At 69.4% G+C, this 14,768-nt stretch carries 12 protein-coding genes; 5 read left to right on the top strand and 7 right to left on the bottom strand.

Features of this window, described 5'->3' with window-relative positions:
• Positions 1 to 58: 58 nt before the first annotated feature.
• The 3 genes from E2493_RS09005 to E2493_RS21175 form a co-directional block, all read right to left on the bottom strand.
• Positions 59 to 847 carry a TSUP family transporter gene (locus E2493_RS09005; protein WP_135085909.1) on the bottom strand — a complete coding sequence of 263 codons (789 nt, stop codon included), beginning with the start codon at positions 845 to 847 and terminating at the stop codon, positions 59 to 61.
• A gap of 299 nt (positions 848 to 1,146) precedes the next feature.
• Positions 1,147 to 1,458 carry a type II toxin-antitoxin system ParD family antitoxin gene (locus tag E2493_RS09010; protein WP_135085911.1) on the bottom strand — a complete coding sequence of 104 codons (312 nt, stop codon included), beginning with the start codon at positions 1,456 to 1,458 and terminating at the stop codon, positions 1,147 to 1,149.
• Entirely contained in the window at positions 1,458 to 1,628 is a 171-nt protein-coding gene (locus tag E2493_RS21175; RefSeq protein ID WP_167737457.1) for a hypothetical protein, read from the bottom strand. Before E2493_RS21175 ends, E2493_RS09010 begins: the two co-directional genes overlap by 1 nt.
• Positions 1,629 to 1,762: 134 nt before the next feature.
• Between E2493_RS21175 and E2493_RS09015 the strand changes: the two genes are divergently transcribed.
• Positions 1,763 to 2,869, top strand: coding sequence for a Gfo/Idh/MocA family protein (locus tag E2493_RS09015; RefSeq protein ID WP_225421271.1), 1,107 nt, complete (start codon positions 1,763 to 1,765; stop codon positions 2,867 to 2,869).
• Here the strand turns inward: E2493_RS09015 and E2493_RS21180 are convergent.
• The gene (locus tag E2493_RS21180; RefSeq protein WP_225421272.1) at positions 2,830 to 2,982 is read right to left on the bottom strand and encodes a hypothetical protein; all 153 of its coding nucleotides are present in this window, start codon (positions 2,980 to 2,982) and stop codon (positions 2,830 to 2,832) included. The genes E2493_RS09015 and E2493_RS21180 overlap by 40 nt on opposite strands.
• Before the next feature lie 86 nt (positions 2,983 to 3,068).
• On the opposite strand from E2493_RS21180, the gene E2493_RS09020 reads away from it, so the two are divergent.
• On the top strand, positions 3,069 to 3,716 hold the full coding sequence (locus tag E2493_RS09020) for a glutathione S-transferase family protein (RefSeq protein ID WP_135085915.1): 648 nt from the start codon (positions 3,069 to 3,071) through the stop codon (positions 3,714 to 3,716).
• A gap of 18 nt (positions 3,717 to 3,734) precedes the next feature.
• Here the strand turns inward: E2493_RS09020 and E2493_RS09025 are convergent, their stop codons facing one another.
• Both E2493_RS09025 and E2493_RS09030 read right to left on the bottom strand, forming a co-directional pair.
• The gene (locus tag E2493_RS09025; protein ID WP_135085917.1) at positions 3,735 to 4,358 is read right to left on the bottom strand and encodes a LysE family translocator; all 624 of its coding nucleotides are present in this window, start codon (positions 4,356 to 4,358) and stop codon (positions 3,735 to 3,737) included.
• A 15-nt stretch (positions 4,359 to 4,373) separates the two neighbouring features.
• Positions 4,374 to 7,556, bottom strand: coding sequence for a hybrid sensor histidine kinase/response regulator (locus E2493_RS09030; protein WP_225421273.1), 3,183 nt, complete (start codon positions 7,554 to 7,556; stop codon positions 4,374 to 4,376).
• A gap of 553 nt (positions 7,557 to 8,109) precedes the next feature.
• On the opposite strand from E2493_RS09030, the gene E2493_RS22055 reads away from it, so the two are divergent.
• Positions 8,110 to 8,241: a hypothetical protein gene (locus E2493_RS22055; protein ID WP_263854064.1), complete on the top strand. Its 132-nt coding sequence runs from the start codon at positions 8,110 to 8,112 to the stop codon at positions 8,239 to 8,241.
• 159 nt (positions 8,242 to 8,400) lie between these two features.
• Positions 8,401 to 9,051: a DUF1345 domain-containing protein gene (locus E2493_RS09040; RefSeq protein ID WP_135085921.1), complete on the top strand. Its 651-nt coding sequence runs from the start codon at positions 8,401 to 8,403 to the stop codon at positions 9,049 to 9,051.
• Here the strand turns inward: E2493_RS09040 and E2493_RS09045 are convergent.
• Positions 9,026 to 9,535: a hypothetical protein gene (locus E2493_RS09045; protein ID WP_135085923.1), complete on the bottom strand. Its 510-nt coding sequence runs from the start codon at positions 9,533 to 9,535 to the stop codon at positions 9,026 to 9,028. The two genes, E2493_RS09040 and E2493_RS09045, sit on opposite strands and share 26 nt — an antisense overlap.
• A gap of 983 nt (positions 9,536 to 10,518) precedes the next feature.
• Between E2493_RS09045 and rpoB the strand changes: the two genes are divergently transcribed.
• Positions 10,519 to 14,673: a DNA-directed RNA polymerase subunit beta gene (rpoB, locus tag E2493_RS09050; RefSeq protein WP_135085925.1), complete on the top strand. Its 4,155-nt coding sequence runs from the start codon at positions 10,519 to 10,521 to the stop codon at positions 14,671 to 14,673.
• Positions 14,674 to 14,768: the final 95 nt, after the last annotated feature.

Here is a 14,768-nt window from a genome sequence, read left to right on the forward strand (position 1 = left end):
ATGTCGCGGCGCCCGGGAAAGTGTTTCAAATGTTGCAGGCGGTCCGCGGCGGCGCGGCTCAGCCGATCAGGCCGGCGAGCGCGGCCCGCGCCGGATTGTCCGGGTCTAGCAGCAGCTTGGCGGTGAGGCCGAGGCACATCAGCACGAGCAGCGGCCGGACGGCGCGGCCGCCGAAGCGGATCGCCGCATGCGCTCCGGCCTTGCCGCCGGCGACGCTGGCCGCCGCCATGGCGAAGCCGAGCAGCCACAGGACGTGCCCGCCCGCGACCATCGCCAGCAGCCCGGCGAGGTTGCTGGCGAGGTTGAGCAACTTGGTGTGGGCGACGGCGCGGACCAGCCCGAGCCCGACCAGCGCCACCAGGGCGGTGGTGAAGAACGAGCCGGTGCCGGGGCCGAAGAAGCCGTCGTAGAAGCCGATCGCCGCCGCCACCGCGAACAGCCCGGCGCTGCCGATCAGCGTGTGGCGGTCTTCCTCGCCCATCCTGGGCCCGAACAGGAAATAGAGCGCCATCGCCACCAGCAGCAGGGGAATGAAGGCCGAGAGGAAGGTGGCGTCGATCTGCTGGACGGTGAACGCGCCCGCCGCCGAGCCGGCAAAGGCGGCCGCGGTCGGCAGGGCGAAGCGCCTGAGGTCGACATGGCCGGCGCGGGCGAAGGTCGCGAACGCCGTCGCGGTGCCGAAGCTCGCCTGCAGCTTGTTGGTGCCGAGCGCCGCCACCGGCGGCACCCCCGCGGCGAGCAGCGCCGGTAGCGTGATCAGCCCGCCGCCGCCCGCCATCGCATCGATGAACCCGGCCACGAACGCCGCCGCCATCAGGAACAGGATCGTCTCGTACGCCAGCTGCATCGCCGCGCCTGTAGCAGCGGGCGGCGGGCGCACAAGGGCGGCGGGATGGCGATCGATCCAATGCGACCGTTACTCCTCCCCTCCAGCACTTGCTGGAGGGGAGGAGTAATTGTGCAGACCGGATACTTGGGCTCAGATCGTGGTCGAGGCCAGAGGCGACACGCGTCCCTGGTCGACGCCGCAGACTCCGGGACCGGAAGGCTTGGACCGGCGCGTCGAGGTCTGCTTCCATTAGAGGTGAGCCTCGGCCGGTCCGACGATGGCGCCCCTCCACGAACTCGTCGAAGGGAGTGCTGCTTTCAGAGCGGCCGGCGGTCCGCCATCTCGGCGTAGCGGCGGTGCAGGCGGTCGGAGGCGCGCTCCGCGTCTGCGGGCGCCGCCGCATCGATCCGGGTGAGGATCTCGTGCTCGAAGGCGCTCCAACCGGTCTCGTGATCGCGGAGCAGGCGGACGGCGTCGCGGACCACCGCCGCGCGCGACAGATAGCGGCCGCTGCGCACCGCCTGCGCGACGAACGCCTCCAGTTCGTCGCCGAGATCCACCGCGTCGGTCATGACACGCCTCTCCTGCCAGGCGACGAGCCGGGCGAGCTGCAGAGCCTCGCTGGCCATCAGAGACCGAGCTCCTTCTCGAGCTTCGCCGTATCCTCATTGGCATGGCGCTGGGCGAAGCCGCTCGCCTCGGCCGCCGTCGGGCGATCGGGCCAGGGGTTGGGCAGCACCTGGACGTGCGCCACCAGCAGGGCGGCGGTGAGGGCGAAACCGGCGAGAGCGGATTTCATGGTCGGGCTCCTTTGAAGGAACCGGATTAGGAGCGCCGTGTCGCGGAACGATGTCGCGCCGGGAGCAGAAATGTTTCAATTGTGACAGCGGCGTCGCCCGTGCGGCGCCCGTGGAGGCGGAGAGGGAGCGGCGTGTGACCGAGACGATCGACAGGCGCGGGCTTCTGATCGGCCTCGGCGGCCTCGCCGCGGCGGCAACCGCCTGCAACTCCTCCGCCCAGCCGCCGGCACGCAAGCTCGGCTATGCGATCGTCGGCCTCGGATATTACGCGACCCGCGTCATCATACCGCAATTCGCCAATTGCCGGCACAGCCGCCTCGCCGCTTTGGTCAGCGGCGATCCCGACAAGGCGCGGCGCTACGCCGCCGAATATGGCGTTCCCGAGCGCTCTCTCTACGATTACCGCAGCTTCGACCGGATAGGCGACGATCCCGACGTCGACATTGTCTACGTCGTGCTGCCGAATTCCATGCACGCCGAATATACGATCCGCGCCGCTCGCGCCGGCAAGCACGTCCTCTGCGAGAAGCCGATGGCGGTGTCGGTCGCCGAGTGCGAGGCGATGATCGCCGCCTGCCGGGCGGCGGGGCGGACGCTGATGATCGGCTACCGCAGCCATTTCGAGCCGCACAACCTCCACGCGATGAAGCTCGCCAGGGAGGGCGCGATCGGCCGCCGCCGCTACGTCCATGCCGAGCACGGCTTCGTCGCCGGCGACCCCGGCCAATGGCGGCTGAAGAAGGCGCTGGCCGGCGGCGGCTCGCTGATGGACATGGGAATCTACTCGGTCCAGGCGGCGCGCTACCTCACCGGCGAGGAGCCGGTCGCGGTCACCGCCCGCGCCTCGACCGACCGCAGCGACCCGCGCTTCGCCGAAGTGGAGGATCTGATCGCCTGGACGCTCGATTTCCCCTCCGGGGCGATCAGCCACGGCATGTCGTCCTACAGCTCGAACCACAATCGCGTTCGGATCGCCGGCGATCGCGGCCGGATCGATATGGAGCCGGCCACCCCTTATGCCGGACACAGCCTCCGCCTGGTCCGGGACGGCGGCGAGCAGCGCCTCGCCCCGCCGCCCGGCCCCGCGGTCAACCAGTTCGTCGGCCAGCTCGATCACATGAGCGAGAGCGCCGCTTCGGGCGGCGCGCCGATCGTCGCCGGCGAGGAGGGCCTCCAGGACATGCGCATCATCGAGGCGATCTACCGCTCGGCCGCGGAGGGCCGGACGGTGCGGATCTGACCCAGATCGGGGACATGATAACGACTTCCGGCCGCGCAGCTCCGCAGCTGTGCGAAGGCGGTGCGGATCTCGTCGACCAGCAGCGCCGGCTGCTCGGCGGGTTGGTCGCCCATCCTCTTGCGAAACGGCAACGGTGGGGACAGCATCGCCCGACTTCCTGCCGCCGTCCGAACCGCATCCCTTCGCCCGGAGCCTTTCGATGCCAACGATCACCGCCTTCGAGAGCTCTCCCGACCGCGGCCGCGGCTTGGCGCGGGACATGGCGGTGCGCTGGGCGTTCGAGGAGCTGGGACAGCCCTATGACGTCCGCCTCGTCTCGTTCGCCGAGATGAAGCAGCCGCCCCATCTCGCCCTCCAGCCGTTCGGGCAGATCCCGACGCTGGAGGAAGGCGGTCTCGCCCTGTTCGAGTCCGGCGCGATCGTGCTCCACCTCGCCGAGCGCCACCCGGGCCTGTTGCCCGACGAGGCCGACGGCCGGGCCCGCGCGATCGCCTGGATGTTCGCCGCTTTGGTCACGGTCCAGGCGCCGATCGTCGAGCGCGAGGCCTTCCTGCTGATGGAGCAGGACCGGCCCTGGTTCGAGGCGCGCCTGCCGTTGCTCGACGACCGCGTCCGTACCCGCCTCGCCCAGCTCTCGCGGCGCCTCGGCGATGCCGACTGGCTTGACGGTGGATTCAGCGCCGGCGACCTGCTGATGGTCAACGTGCTGCGCCGACCGGCCGGGGCGGCGATGCTCCCCGAATTCCCCAATCTCGCCGCTTACGTGGCGCGCGGCGAGGCGCGCCCGGCCTTCCGGCGCGCCTTCGACGCGCAGCACGCGGTGTTCCTCGCCGCACCGGGCGGCTGAGGCGCCGCCGGACCCCGCTCAGCTGGTCAGCGCGAGCTTGCCGCCGAAGGCGACGAACACGCCGCCGGTGCCGCGGTCGAGCGCCTTGATGACGCGCGGGCGGCGCAGGATCCGGCCCATCGGCACCGAAGCGGCGATCAGTGCGGCAAACCAGGCGATGCTGAGCAGCACGTGCACCGCGGCGAGCAGGAAGGAGAAGGCCGCGACGTTCGCGCCGGCCGGCACGAACTGCGGCAGGAAGGTGACGTAGAAGATGCCGATTTTCGGGTTGAGCGCATTGGTCAGCAGCCCCTGCCGGAACGCCTGGCCGGGCGCCAAGTGCGCTGCCCCGCTCTCCTCGCCGCCGATCGTATCGCGCGGCCGCAGGATCAGCTTCAGGCCGAGGAAGACGAGATAGGCCGCGCCGGCCCATTTCAGCATCGTGAAGGCGAGCGGGGACGCGGCGAGCAGGGCACCGAGCCCGGCGGACACGGCCAGGCCCCAGACCAGGCAGCCGAGCCCGATTCCGGCTGCGGCCCAGGCCGCCGGTCGCGGACCGCCGGCGGCGGCCGAGCGCAGCACCATCGCCGTGTCGACACCGGGGGTGACCGTGAGGATCGACGCCGCGGCAATGAAGGCGATCAGCGCTTGCGGAGTGTTCATCTCATGCTCCCCGAATCAGGATCTCGCGCGCTCCAGCGCCGCGGCGAGGCCGTCCGGCGTATAAGGCTTGGCGAGGCCCACCGCATCCTCGATGCCGGCATCGGCATAGGAGGTCTCGTCGCCGCTCGCGAAGATTACCTTGAGGCCGGGCCAGCGGGCGACGGCCTGGCGGGCGAGCGCGACTCCGGATACGCCGGGCAGGCTGACGTCGGCGATCAGCACGTCGACCGGGGACGCGGCGAGCGCCTGCATCGCCGCCTCGGCGTCGGCGCTGGCGAGGACGCGGTGGCCGAGCCCCTCGAGCAGGCTGCCGGTGCTCTCGCGGATCAAGCTGTCGTCCTCGACCAGCGCGATGGTGAGCGCTCCCGCGGCCGCCGCCGGCATCGCGGCGGGCGCGGGCTCCGCGCCGGCGGGCGCCTGCTGCTGCGCCTCGGCGACGCGATGCTGCGCCTCGTTGCCGAGCACGTGGCGCACCTTCCGGGCGAGCGCCTCGCGCGAATAAGGTTTGGAGAGCAGCTCGACGCCGGGATCGAGCCGGCCGTGGTGGACGATCGCATTCTCGGTATAGCCGGAGGTGAACAGCACCGCGATGTGCGGCAGCCGCTCCTTCGCCTTGCGGGCGAGCTCCGGGCTGCGCAGCGGGCCGGGCATCACCACGTCGGTGAACAGCAGGTCGATCGGCACCCCACTCTCGACCACGCTGAGGGCGCTCTGCGCGTCGCGCGCCTTCAGCACGCGATAGCCGAGCTCGGTGAGCAGGGCGACGGCGGTCTCGCGCACTTCCTCGTCATCCTCCACCACCAGGATCGTCTCGGTTCCGCCGCGGACCGGCGCCTTGCTGATGTCGGCGATCAGGTCCTCCTCGCGGAGCGCGCGCGGCAGGTAGAGCTTGATCGTCGTGCCCTCGCCCACCTCGCTGTAGATCTTGATGTGGCCGCCCGACTGCTTGACCAGGCCGTGCACCATCGAGAGGCCGAGCCCGGTGCCCTTGCCCTCCGGCTTGGTGCTGAAGAACGGCTCGAAGACCTGCTCCAATATGTCCTCGGGAATGCCGCTGCCGGTGTCGGTGACGGCGATCATGACATATTGGCCGGGCTGCACGTCGTCGTGCCGGCCGGCATAGTCGCCATCGAGCGTGGCGTTGCTCGCCTCGATGGTCAGGCGGCCGCCGCCGTCCATCGCGTCGCGGGCGTTGATGGCGAGGTTCAAGACCGCATTTTCGATCTGTCCGGGATCGACCAGGGTGTTCCACAGGCCGGCTGCGATCACCGTCTCGATCTCGATGTCCTCGCCGAGCGCGCGGCGGAGCAGATCGTCCATGTTGTTGAGCAGCCGGCCGAGGTTGACGACCTTGGGCTCGAGCGGCTGCCGCCGGCCGAAGGCGAGCAGCTGCGAGGCGAGCTTGGCGCCGCGCGAAACGCCGGCGAGCGCGTTCTGGACCCGGGTTTCAGCCCGGGCGTTCCCCGCCACCTCGCGGGAGAGGAGCTGGAGGTTGCCGCTGATCACCTGCAGCAGATTGTTGAAATCGTGCGCGACCCCGCCGGTCAGCTTGCCAAGCGCCTCGATCTTCTGCGCCTGGCGCAGCGCCGCCTCGGCCTGCTGGCGCTCGGCCGTCTCGCTCTGCAAGCGCTCCATCGCCTCGGCCAGCGCCTCGGTGCGCTCGCCGACCCTCTGCTCCAGCGTGGCGTTGAGCTGGTGGAGCTGGTCTTCCGCGCGCTTCTGGTGGGTGACGTCGAAGCCGTCGACGAAGATGCCCGACACGGAGCCGTCGGCTTCGGTGATCGGCTGGTAGACGAGGTTGACGAACCTCTCCTCCAGCGGCGCACCCGGCGCGCGCTGCACCTGAACCTTGAGGTTGCGTCCGACGAACGCCTCGCCGGTCGCGAGGACGCCGTCGAGCAGCTCGAAGAAGCCCTGTCCCGCGATCTCCGGCAGCGCCTCGCGCGCCGGCACGCCGACCAGGTCGCGATGGCCGACCAGCTGCAGATAGGCGTCGTTGACCAGCTCGAAGACGTGGTCGGGCCCGGACAGGATGCACATGAAGCTCGGCGCCTGGCGGAACAGGTGGCGCATCCGGTCGCGCTCGCCGGTGCGCAGCGCGACTTCGGAGGTGAGCCGCTCGTTTGCCCGGCGGAGCGCTTCGGCGGCCTGCTGACGCAGGCGCACCGCGGCGGCGAGCGCCTCGGAGCGCTCGCGCTCGGCGTCGAACGCCTCGGCGCTGGCGAGGCCGGAGGTGATCTGGCCCGCAAGCAGGCTGAGGAAGCCGAGATAATCCTCGTCCTCCGGGCGATAGGGATTGAGGCCGACGATCAGCGCCCCGCGAGGCCGCTCGCCGCCCTGTCCGACCAGCGGCACGATCGCCGCCGAGGTCGGCGCTCTGTCCCAGGCGCCGGCCGGCAGCGCGTCGGCGGTGCACGGCACGGTGAGGCTCGCGGTCGCGCCGTCGCGGATCACGGTGAGATCCCAGACTCCGCCGGCGGACGGGAGAAGCGCCGGCGCGCAGTCATGACCGCGCGCGATCCCGCTCGCCGCCGCGAGCCGGGCGTCGCCATTCTCCTCGAACAAATAGGTGAGCGTGAACGGCAGGTCGTGGCGGTTGGCGGCGAGCTTGTCCTCGACCGCGCGGAGCACCGCCTCGCGTCCCTCGGCCGCCGCCAGGCCCGAGGCGAGCTCGCGCAATGAGGCGAGCCGGCGCTCGCTCAGCACCCGCTCGGTCTCCTCGGAGACGGCGCAGAACACGCCCTCCACCTTGCCGGTCTCGCCGATCAGCGGGCTGTAGGAGAAGGTGTGATAGGTCTCTTCGGGATAGCCGTTGCGCTCGAGCAGGAGCAGAAGGGCGCGATCCCAGGTCGCCTCTCCTTTCTCGTAGACGGTCTGCAGCCGCCCCTTGATGTCGTCCCAGATCTCCGCCCAGAGGACCCTTGTCGGCATGCCGAGCGATTGCGGATGCTTGATGCCGAGCGTCGGGCGGTAGGCGTCGTTGTAGAAGAAGTGGATGTCGGGGCCCCAGCCCAGCCACATCTCGAAGCGCGAGGTCAGCAGCAGGCGGATCGCCGCCTTGAGCCCGCTCGCCCATCGCTCGGGCGGGCCGAGCGGGGTTGCCGCCCAATCGTGCGCGCGCATCAGCCGCGCCATCTCTCCGTCGCCGATGAAGATGTCGCTGCGGCGATCTGTCGAGTCTGAAGGCTGCTGGATCAACGCGTTACTCCCGGGGAGCGCCGCAGATAGCGACAGAGTCCTGCAAGTTCCAGACGTGCGACAGGGTCTTTATGCCCTGCCGCCCGCGCGCGACAGGCGCCCGGCCGCGCCCGTTGGCCGCGGGCGCGCTCAGCCCTCGGTACGCGCCAGCACCTCCTCCACCGCATGGACAAGCGTCTCGAGCCGATAGGGGAGACGACGGGGAGCCCGCCGGCGCCGCACTTCAGGATCTCGTCGCGATAGCCGGTGGTGAGGATCACCGGCAGGCCGGGTGCGGCCTCGGCCAGCGCGGCGGCCAGCTCGAACCCGCTCATCCCCGCCATCACGAAGTCGGTGAACACCAGGTCCGCCCGCCCGTATCGGCGGCTCCGGGCGCGGGGGACGCCTTGGTCGCGCGGCGGGCAGCGTCGATGGGCGAACGGCGGGCCGGAGTCGCGCTCGTCGCCGGTGACGGCGCCTTCGTCGATCTCCGCTGGATGTAATCGCTTCCACCGGTGCAGGTCCAAGGCCTCAGATTGGGGACGACGAGATGAGACACGCACAAGAGATCAGGTTGCCCGACACACCCCGCGAGGCGCGGGAGCGCTGCGACGCCGACGCGCGGCGCGGCGCGCTGCGGCGGGACATAGCGATCTGGATCGCCCGCTCGGTCCCCGACGGCACCGCCGCCGCCCCTGCCCGCTAGCCCCCGCATCCGTTTCCGCCACGCGAAACGGTATCGCATTTCCCAATTACGGCATCTTCCACGCCGCCGCGGGCTGGGCTAGCGAAAGCAGGACGCCGGGCGCGACGCGGGCCGAGGGCGCGGCGCCGCGGCCGGTAAGGGCAACGATCCGGAGGCTTCATGCCGGGCATCCGCAAGCGCAACCGGCCGAACGGCCTGCCCCACAGCCGCTTCCTCGCCTTCCTGCTCGCCTTCGTCGCCGCCTCGGGGCTCGCCGCGCTCGCGGCCCCCGCCTGGAGCGCGGCGCTGATGACCGGCTTCGACCTCGCCGCCTTGCTCTTCCTGCTGCTCGCCGTTCTCCTGATGCGCGGCGCCGATCCTGGCGGCATCGAGCGGGCCGCGGCGCGCAACGCTGCCGGCAAGGGGCTGCTGCTCGCCATCTCCGCGGCCGTGCTGGCGGCCGTCCTCGCCGCGGTCGCCACCGAACTGGGCCGGGTGGAGACCGGCGGCGACGCGGCCATGCCGCTGGTCACGCTGGCGCTGTCCTGGATATTCGGGAACACCGTCTACGCACTCGAATATGCGCACATCTATTATGAGCGCCGCGACGGCGCGCTGCGGCACGGCCTGGCCTTCCCCGGTGACCAGCCGCCCGATTATCTCGACTTCGTCTATTTCGCCTACACGGTCGGGATCGCCGGTCAGGTCTCGGACGTGGCGGCGACCGACCGCGGGATCAGGCGGATCCTGACCGGCCAGGCGCTGGTCTCCTACGCCTTCAACATCTTCGTCCTGGCGATCACCGTCAACGCCGCCGCGGCGATGCTCTAGCGGACGGCACTGCCATTGGCGCCGGCATCCCCGCCGCTTCGGTCTCATGCCGGGCGGCGGCTCCGGTCTTTGCCGGAGGCCTCCTCGGGGCCGGATCGCCAAAGGCTTTCAGCATGCTGCGCAGCCGATGGGAATGGTAAGCGTCCTGCACCTCGAGCAAGGCCGCGATCGGCGCCGCGACATAGGTCGAGCTGCCCTGGTAGAGGAGACTCCAGCCGGCGAAGGTGCGGGTGCGGACGGTCAGCGAATCCACCACGACGAGGTGGACCTGGTGCCGCGCCTCCCTCGCCCTGCGCAGCGCCAGGGCGACCGCGCCGGCCTCGCCTTCGACCAGGTCGGCGATCAGGTTGCGCGCCAGCACCATTCCGCCGGTGAGTTCCAGCCCGGCGTGGATCGCGCGCGTTTCCGCCACCCAGCGCCGCAGCCCCCGCTCGGCCTCGCCGCCACGGAGCGCGAATTCGCTGACGGTCAGCAGTGAGCGCACGCCTCTCTCCTGCTCGGCGAACGGCCGGCTCGAGGAGCAAAACGCATCGCCCATCGGCGAGGTTGCCGCGTCGTCGTCACGCCGCCGCGACGCGGGCCCGCCCACCCCGCCGTCAACTTCCTTGCGACCTGGCAAGACCGGTGCCTTCGGGTGCGGCGATGACAGGGGGCCGAACGATGGCCGAGCGTGGACGGAAAATATTGGTGGTCGGGAACAAGGCATTCGGTGGTCGAACGCGCGAGAGTCACCGTCGCGCGCGCCTCGCTCAGGAGCCTGTGAGGACGAGTGCGATGGCGAGGATCGCGAACATGCTCGCCAGGAGAGGCCAGGGCTGGCGGACCGCCCACCACCAGCTAGCGTCGTCCGCGTCCTTTCCCTTCGACATAGGTGCGCTCCGGTGATCTCTTCGGCTCCGCCTCGATGACCTTCCGCATCTCCAGAAGCCACGCAGAATCGGCGTCCGCCGCGTCGCCGGATCGGTTCGCTGCCTGCTCCCGTTGCGCGTCGTCCTGCGTCATTCGAACATCGCCGACTGCATTCCTGCACAACGCTTCGCCCGTGCCGCGGTTGCTCCCCGGCCCTCGGCACGAGCCTCTCGCCGACGGCGCACCCGGCCTTTCGACCGTACGGTGCGTCGGGGCCTCGGCATGGGCTCACGGTCAATGATCGCGGCGAGAAGCCGCTGAGTTCCCGATGCTCGAGTTTGGCCGCTGATCGTGATGAGCGACCGGCCAAGGAGCGGCGCGCCGGCCGGAGCGAACGTCCCGATCGTCCCTCGCCCCTTGACCCTCGATGCCCCGGCTCCTAAATAGCGCTCACACCCCACTCGCATCGGAACAGGACGCGCCGTCGCGCAGCGCGTTCAACGCATTGAGCAAGCGGGGTTTCTGGACGCTGAAGCTGCGGTCTCGCCTCAAGGGACTCGCGGCTTTTTGCGTCTTGATGCGCGCCCAATTCCTGACGCGAAGGCGAGAAAAACCTCCATGGCGACCACCGCTCCCCAGGCCCCCGAGACGCGCTCGACGGCCTCCAAGCGTATCCGCAAGATCTTCGGCAACATCCACGAAGTCTCCGAAATGCCGAACCTGATCGAGGTTCAGCGCGAGAGCTACGAGCAGTTCCTGCGCTCGCGGCCCCAGGACGGCTACGTCTCCGGCCTCGAGAAGACCCTGCGCTCGGTCTTCCCGATCCGCGACTTCGCCGGCACCGCCGAGCTCGACTTCGTCCATTACGAGCTGGAAGAGCCGAAGTACGACATCGAGGAGTGCCGCCAGCGCGGCATGACCTACGCCGCGCCGATGCGCGTCACCCTGCGCCTGATCGTGTTCGAGGTCGATCCGGACACCGAGACCCGCTCCGTGCTCGATATCAAGGAGCAGGACGTCTACATGGGCGACATGCCGCTGATGACGCACAACGGCACGTTCATCGTGAACGGCACCGAGCGCGTCATCGTCAGCCAGATGCACCGCTCGCCGGGCGTGCTGTTCGATCACGATCGCGGCAAGACCCACGCCTCGGGCAAATATCTGTTCGCCGCCCGCGTCATTCCGTACCGCGGCTCGTGGCTCGACTTCGAGTTCGACGCCAAGGACATCGTCAACGTCCGCATCGACCGCAAGCGCAAGCTGCCGGTCACGGCGCTGCTCCACGCCCTCGACATGTCGAGCGAGGAGATCCTCAACACCTTCTACGAGCGGATGACCTTCGTCCGCGGCAAGAACGGCTGGCAGATCCCCTATGTCGCCGAGGCCTGGCGCGGCCAGAAGCCGGCGTTCGACATCGTCAACGGCGAAACCGGCGAGGTCGCCTTCCCGGCCGGTACCAAGATCACGCCGCGCGCCGCCAACAAGGCCGCCAAGGACGGGCTCACCCAGCTCGTCATCCCGACCGAAGAGATCTTCGGCCGCTACTCGGCCTATGACCTGATCAACGAGAAGACCGGCGAGATCTACATCGAGGCCGGCGACGAGGTCTCCCCGGAGAACCTCGAGAAGCTCGACCGCGCCGGCATCGACCGCATCGAGCTGCTCGACATCGATCACGTCAACACCGGCGCCTGGATGCGCAACACGCTGAAGGCCGACAAGGCCGAGGACCGCGACCAGGCCCTCGCCGACATCTACCGCGTCATGCGCCCCGGCGAGCCGCCGACGCGCGAGACCGCCGATGCCCTGTTCGCCGGCCTGTTCTTCGATCCGGAGCGCTACGATCTCTCCGCCGTCGGCCGCGTCAAATTGAACATGCGCCTCGACCTCGACGTCGAGGACACGGTGACGACCCTCCGCAAGGAGGACATCATCGCCGTGGTGAAGACCCTCGTCGGCCTGAAGGACGGCAAGGGCGAGATCGACGACATCGACAATCTCGGCAACCGCCGCGTCCGCTCGGTCGGCGAGCTGCTCGAGAACCAGTATCGCGTCGGCCTGCTCCGCATGGAGCGCGCCGTGAAGGAGCGGATGAGCTCGGTCGACGTCTCGACCGTGATGCCGAACGACCTGATCAACGCCAAGCCGGCGGTGGCCGCGGTGCGCGAGTTCTTCGGCTCCTCGCAGCTCTCGCAGTTCATGGACCAGACCAACCCGCTCTCCGAAGTGACGCACAAGCGTCGCGTCTCGGCGCTCGGGCCGGGCGGTCTCACCCGCGAACGCGCGGGCTTCGAGGTCCGCGACGTCCACCCGACCCACTATGGCCGCATCTGCCCGATCGAGACTCCGGAAGGGCCGAACATCGGCCTGATCAACTCGCTCGCCAGCTTCAGCCGGGTCAACAAATACGGCTTCATCGAGACTCCGTACCGCCGCGTCGTCGACGGCAAGGTGACCAACGACGTCGTCTACCTATCCGCCATGGAGGAAGGTAAGCACACGATCGCCCAGGCGAACGCCGAGGTGGACGAGAGCGGCAACCTGATCGAGGACCTGATCTCGGCCCGCCAGGCCGGCGAGTTCCTGATGGCGCCGCGCGACATCATCACCCTGATGGACGTGTCGCCCAAGCAGCTCGTCTCGGTCGCCGCCTCGCTCATTCCGTTCCTCGAGAATGACGACGCCAACCGCGCGCTGATGGGCTCGAACATGCAGCGCCAGGCGGTGCCGCTGGTCCGTGCTGAGGCGCCGTTCGTCGGCACCGGCATGGAGGAGACGGTCGCCCGCGATTCCGGCGCCGCCATCGCCGCCCGCCGTTCGGGCATCGTCGACCAGGTCGACGCGACCCGCATCGTCGTGCGCGCCACCGGCGAGATCGAGGCCGGCAAGTCGGGCGTCGACATCTACACGCTGATGAAGTTCCAGCGCTCGAACCAGAACACCTGCATCAACCAGCGTCCGCTGGTGAAGGTCGGTGACGTGGTCAACGCCGGCGACGTCATCGCCGACGGCCCCTCGACCGAGATGGGCGAGCTCGCCCTCGGCCGGAACGTGCTCGTCGCGTTCATGCCGTGGAACGGCTACAACTACGAGGACTCGATCCTGATCTCCGAGCGGATCGTGAAGGACGACGTCTTCACCTCGATCCACATCGAGGAGTTCGAGGTCATGGCCCGCGACACCAAGCTCGGGCCGGAGGACATCACCCGCGACATTCCGAACGTCGGCGAGGAAGCGCTGCGCAACCTCGACGAGGCCGGCATCGTCTACATCGGCGCCGAAGTGGAGCCGGGCGACATCCTGGTCGGCAAGATCACGCCGAAGGGCGAGAGCCCGATGACGCCGGAGGAGAAGCTCCTCCGCGCCATCTTCGGCGAGAAGGCCTCCGACGTCCGCGACACCTCGCTGCGCCTGCCCCCGGGCGTCGCCGGCACGGTGGTAGAGGTCCGGGTGTTCAACCGCCACGGCATCGACATCGACGATCGTACCCGCGCCATCCAGGCCGAGGAGAAGGATCGTCTCCGCAAGGACGCCGAGGACGAGCGCACCATCCTGAAGCGCGCGACCTATTCGCGCCTGCGGGAGATGCTGGTGGGCCAGACCGCCACCGCGGCGCCGAAGGGCGTCAAGAAGGGCGGCGACATCGATCTCGAGACGCTCGAGAGCGTCGAGCGCCACGATTGGTGGAAGTTCGCCGTCAAGGACGATCGCGTGCAGAGCGACCTCGAGGCGGTGAAGGCGCAATATGACGACGCCGAGGCCGCGATCCGTCGCCGGCTCGAGGACCGTATCGAGAAGCTCGAGCGCGGCGACGAGCTGCCGCCGGGCGTGCTGAAGATGGTCAAGGTCTTCGTCGCGGTGAAGCGCAAGCTGCAGCCGGGCGACAAGATGGCCGGCCGTCACGGCAACAAGGGCGTGATCAGCCGCATCCTGCCGAACGAGGACATGCCGTTCCTCGAGGACGGGACCCCGGTCGACATCGTCCTCAACCCGCTCGGCGTGCCGTCGCGCATGAACGTCGGTCAGATCTTCGAGACCCATCTCGGCTGGGCCGCCCGCGGCCTCGGCAAGCAGATCTCGGAGATGCTGGAGGACATCCGGCACCGCGCCGAGCAGTTCGACGCCAACGACGCGAGCCAGGTCCGCGCCAAGCTGAAGGACATCTACGGCGATCATTACCACGCCGAGATCGACTCCCGCGAGGACGACGAGATCATCGAGATGGCCTCGATCCTGGTCAGCGGCGTTCCGATGGGCACTCCGGTGTTCGACGGCGCCCGCGAGGCGGACGTCTCGGCGATGCTGGAGAAGGCGGGTCTCGATCCGTCCGGCCAGGTGACGCTGTTCGACGGCCGGACCGGCGAGGCGTTCGACCGCAAGGTGACCGTCGGCTACATCTACATGCTGAAGCTGCACCACCTCGTGGACGACAAGATCCACGCCCGGTCGATCGGCCCGTACAGCCTCGTCACCCAGCAGCCGCTGGGCGGCAAGGCCCAGTTCGGCGGCCAGCGCTTCGGTGAGATGGAGGTCTGGGCGCTCCAGGCCTACGGCGCCGCCTACACGCTGCAGGAGATGCTGACCGTGAAGTCGGACGACGTCATCGGCCGCACCAAGGTCTACGAAGCGATCGTCAAGGGCGACGACACCTTCGAGGCGGGCATTCCGGAGAGCTTCAACGTGCTCGTCAAGGAAATGCGCTCGCTGGGCCTTAACGTGGAGCTGAACAGCCTCGCCGACGACGACGGCCTTGCGGAGGCTGCGGAGTAACCGGACCCCTCCCTCTCCTCCCTCCCCTCCCACTGGCCCCCATCAAAGTACCACTTTGATGGGACCCGATCCGGGAGGGGACCGAGGGGTGGGCC

The organism is Sphingomonas parva (ex Maeng et al. 2020) (genome assembly GCF_004564275.1).
In the GTDB taxonomy this organism is placed as follows: Bacteria; Pseudomonadota; Alphaproteobacteria; order Sphingomonadales; family Sphingomonadaceae; genus Allosphingosinicella; species Allosphingosinicella parva.

Excerpts from the sequence above, each read along its gene's own strand:
- E2493_RS09005 (WP_135085909.1), bottom strand. The coding sequence starts at position 847 with ATGCAGCTGGCGTACGAGACGATCCTGTTCCTGATGGCGGCGGCGTTC.
- E2493_RS09010 (WP_135085911.1), bottom strand. The coding sequence starts at position 1,458 with ATGGCCAGCGAGGCTCTGCAGCTCGCCCGGCTCGTCGCCTGGCAGGAG.
- E2493_RS21175 (WP_167737457.1), bottom strand. The coding sequence starts at position 1,628 with ATGAAATCCGCTCTCGCCGGTTTCGCCCTCACCGCCGCCCTGCTGGTG.
- E2493_RS21180 (WP_225421272.1), bottom strand. The coding sequence starts at position 2,982 with ATGGGCGACCAACCCGCCGAGCAGCCGGCGCTGCTGGTCGACGAGATC.
- E2493_RS09020 (WP_135085915.1), top strand. The coding sequence starts at position 3,069 with ATGCCAACGATCACCGCCTTCGAGAGCTCTCCCGACCGCGGCCGCGGC.
- E2493_RS09025 (WP_135085917.1), bottom strand. The coding sequence starts at position 4,358 with ATGAACACTCCGCAAGCGCTGATCGCCTTCATTGCCGCGGCGTCGATC.
- E2493_RS09040 (WP_135085921.1), top strand. The coding sequence starts at position 8,401 with ATGCCGGGCATCCGCAAGCGCAACCGGCCGAACGGCCTGCCCCACAGC.
- rpoB (WP_135085925.1), top strand. The coding sequence starts at position 10,519 with ATGGCGACCACCGCTCCCCAGGCCCCCGAGACGCGCTCGACGGCCTCC.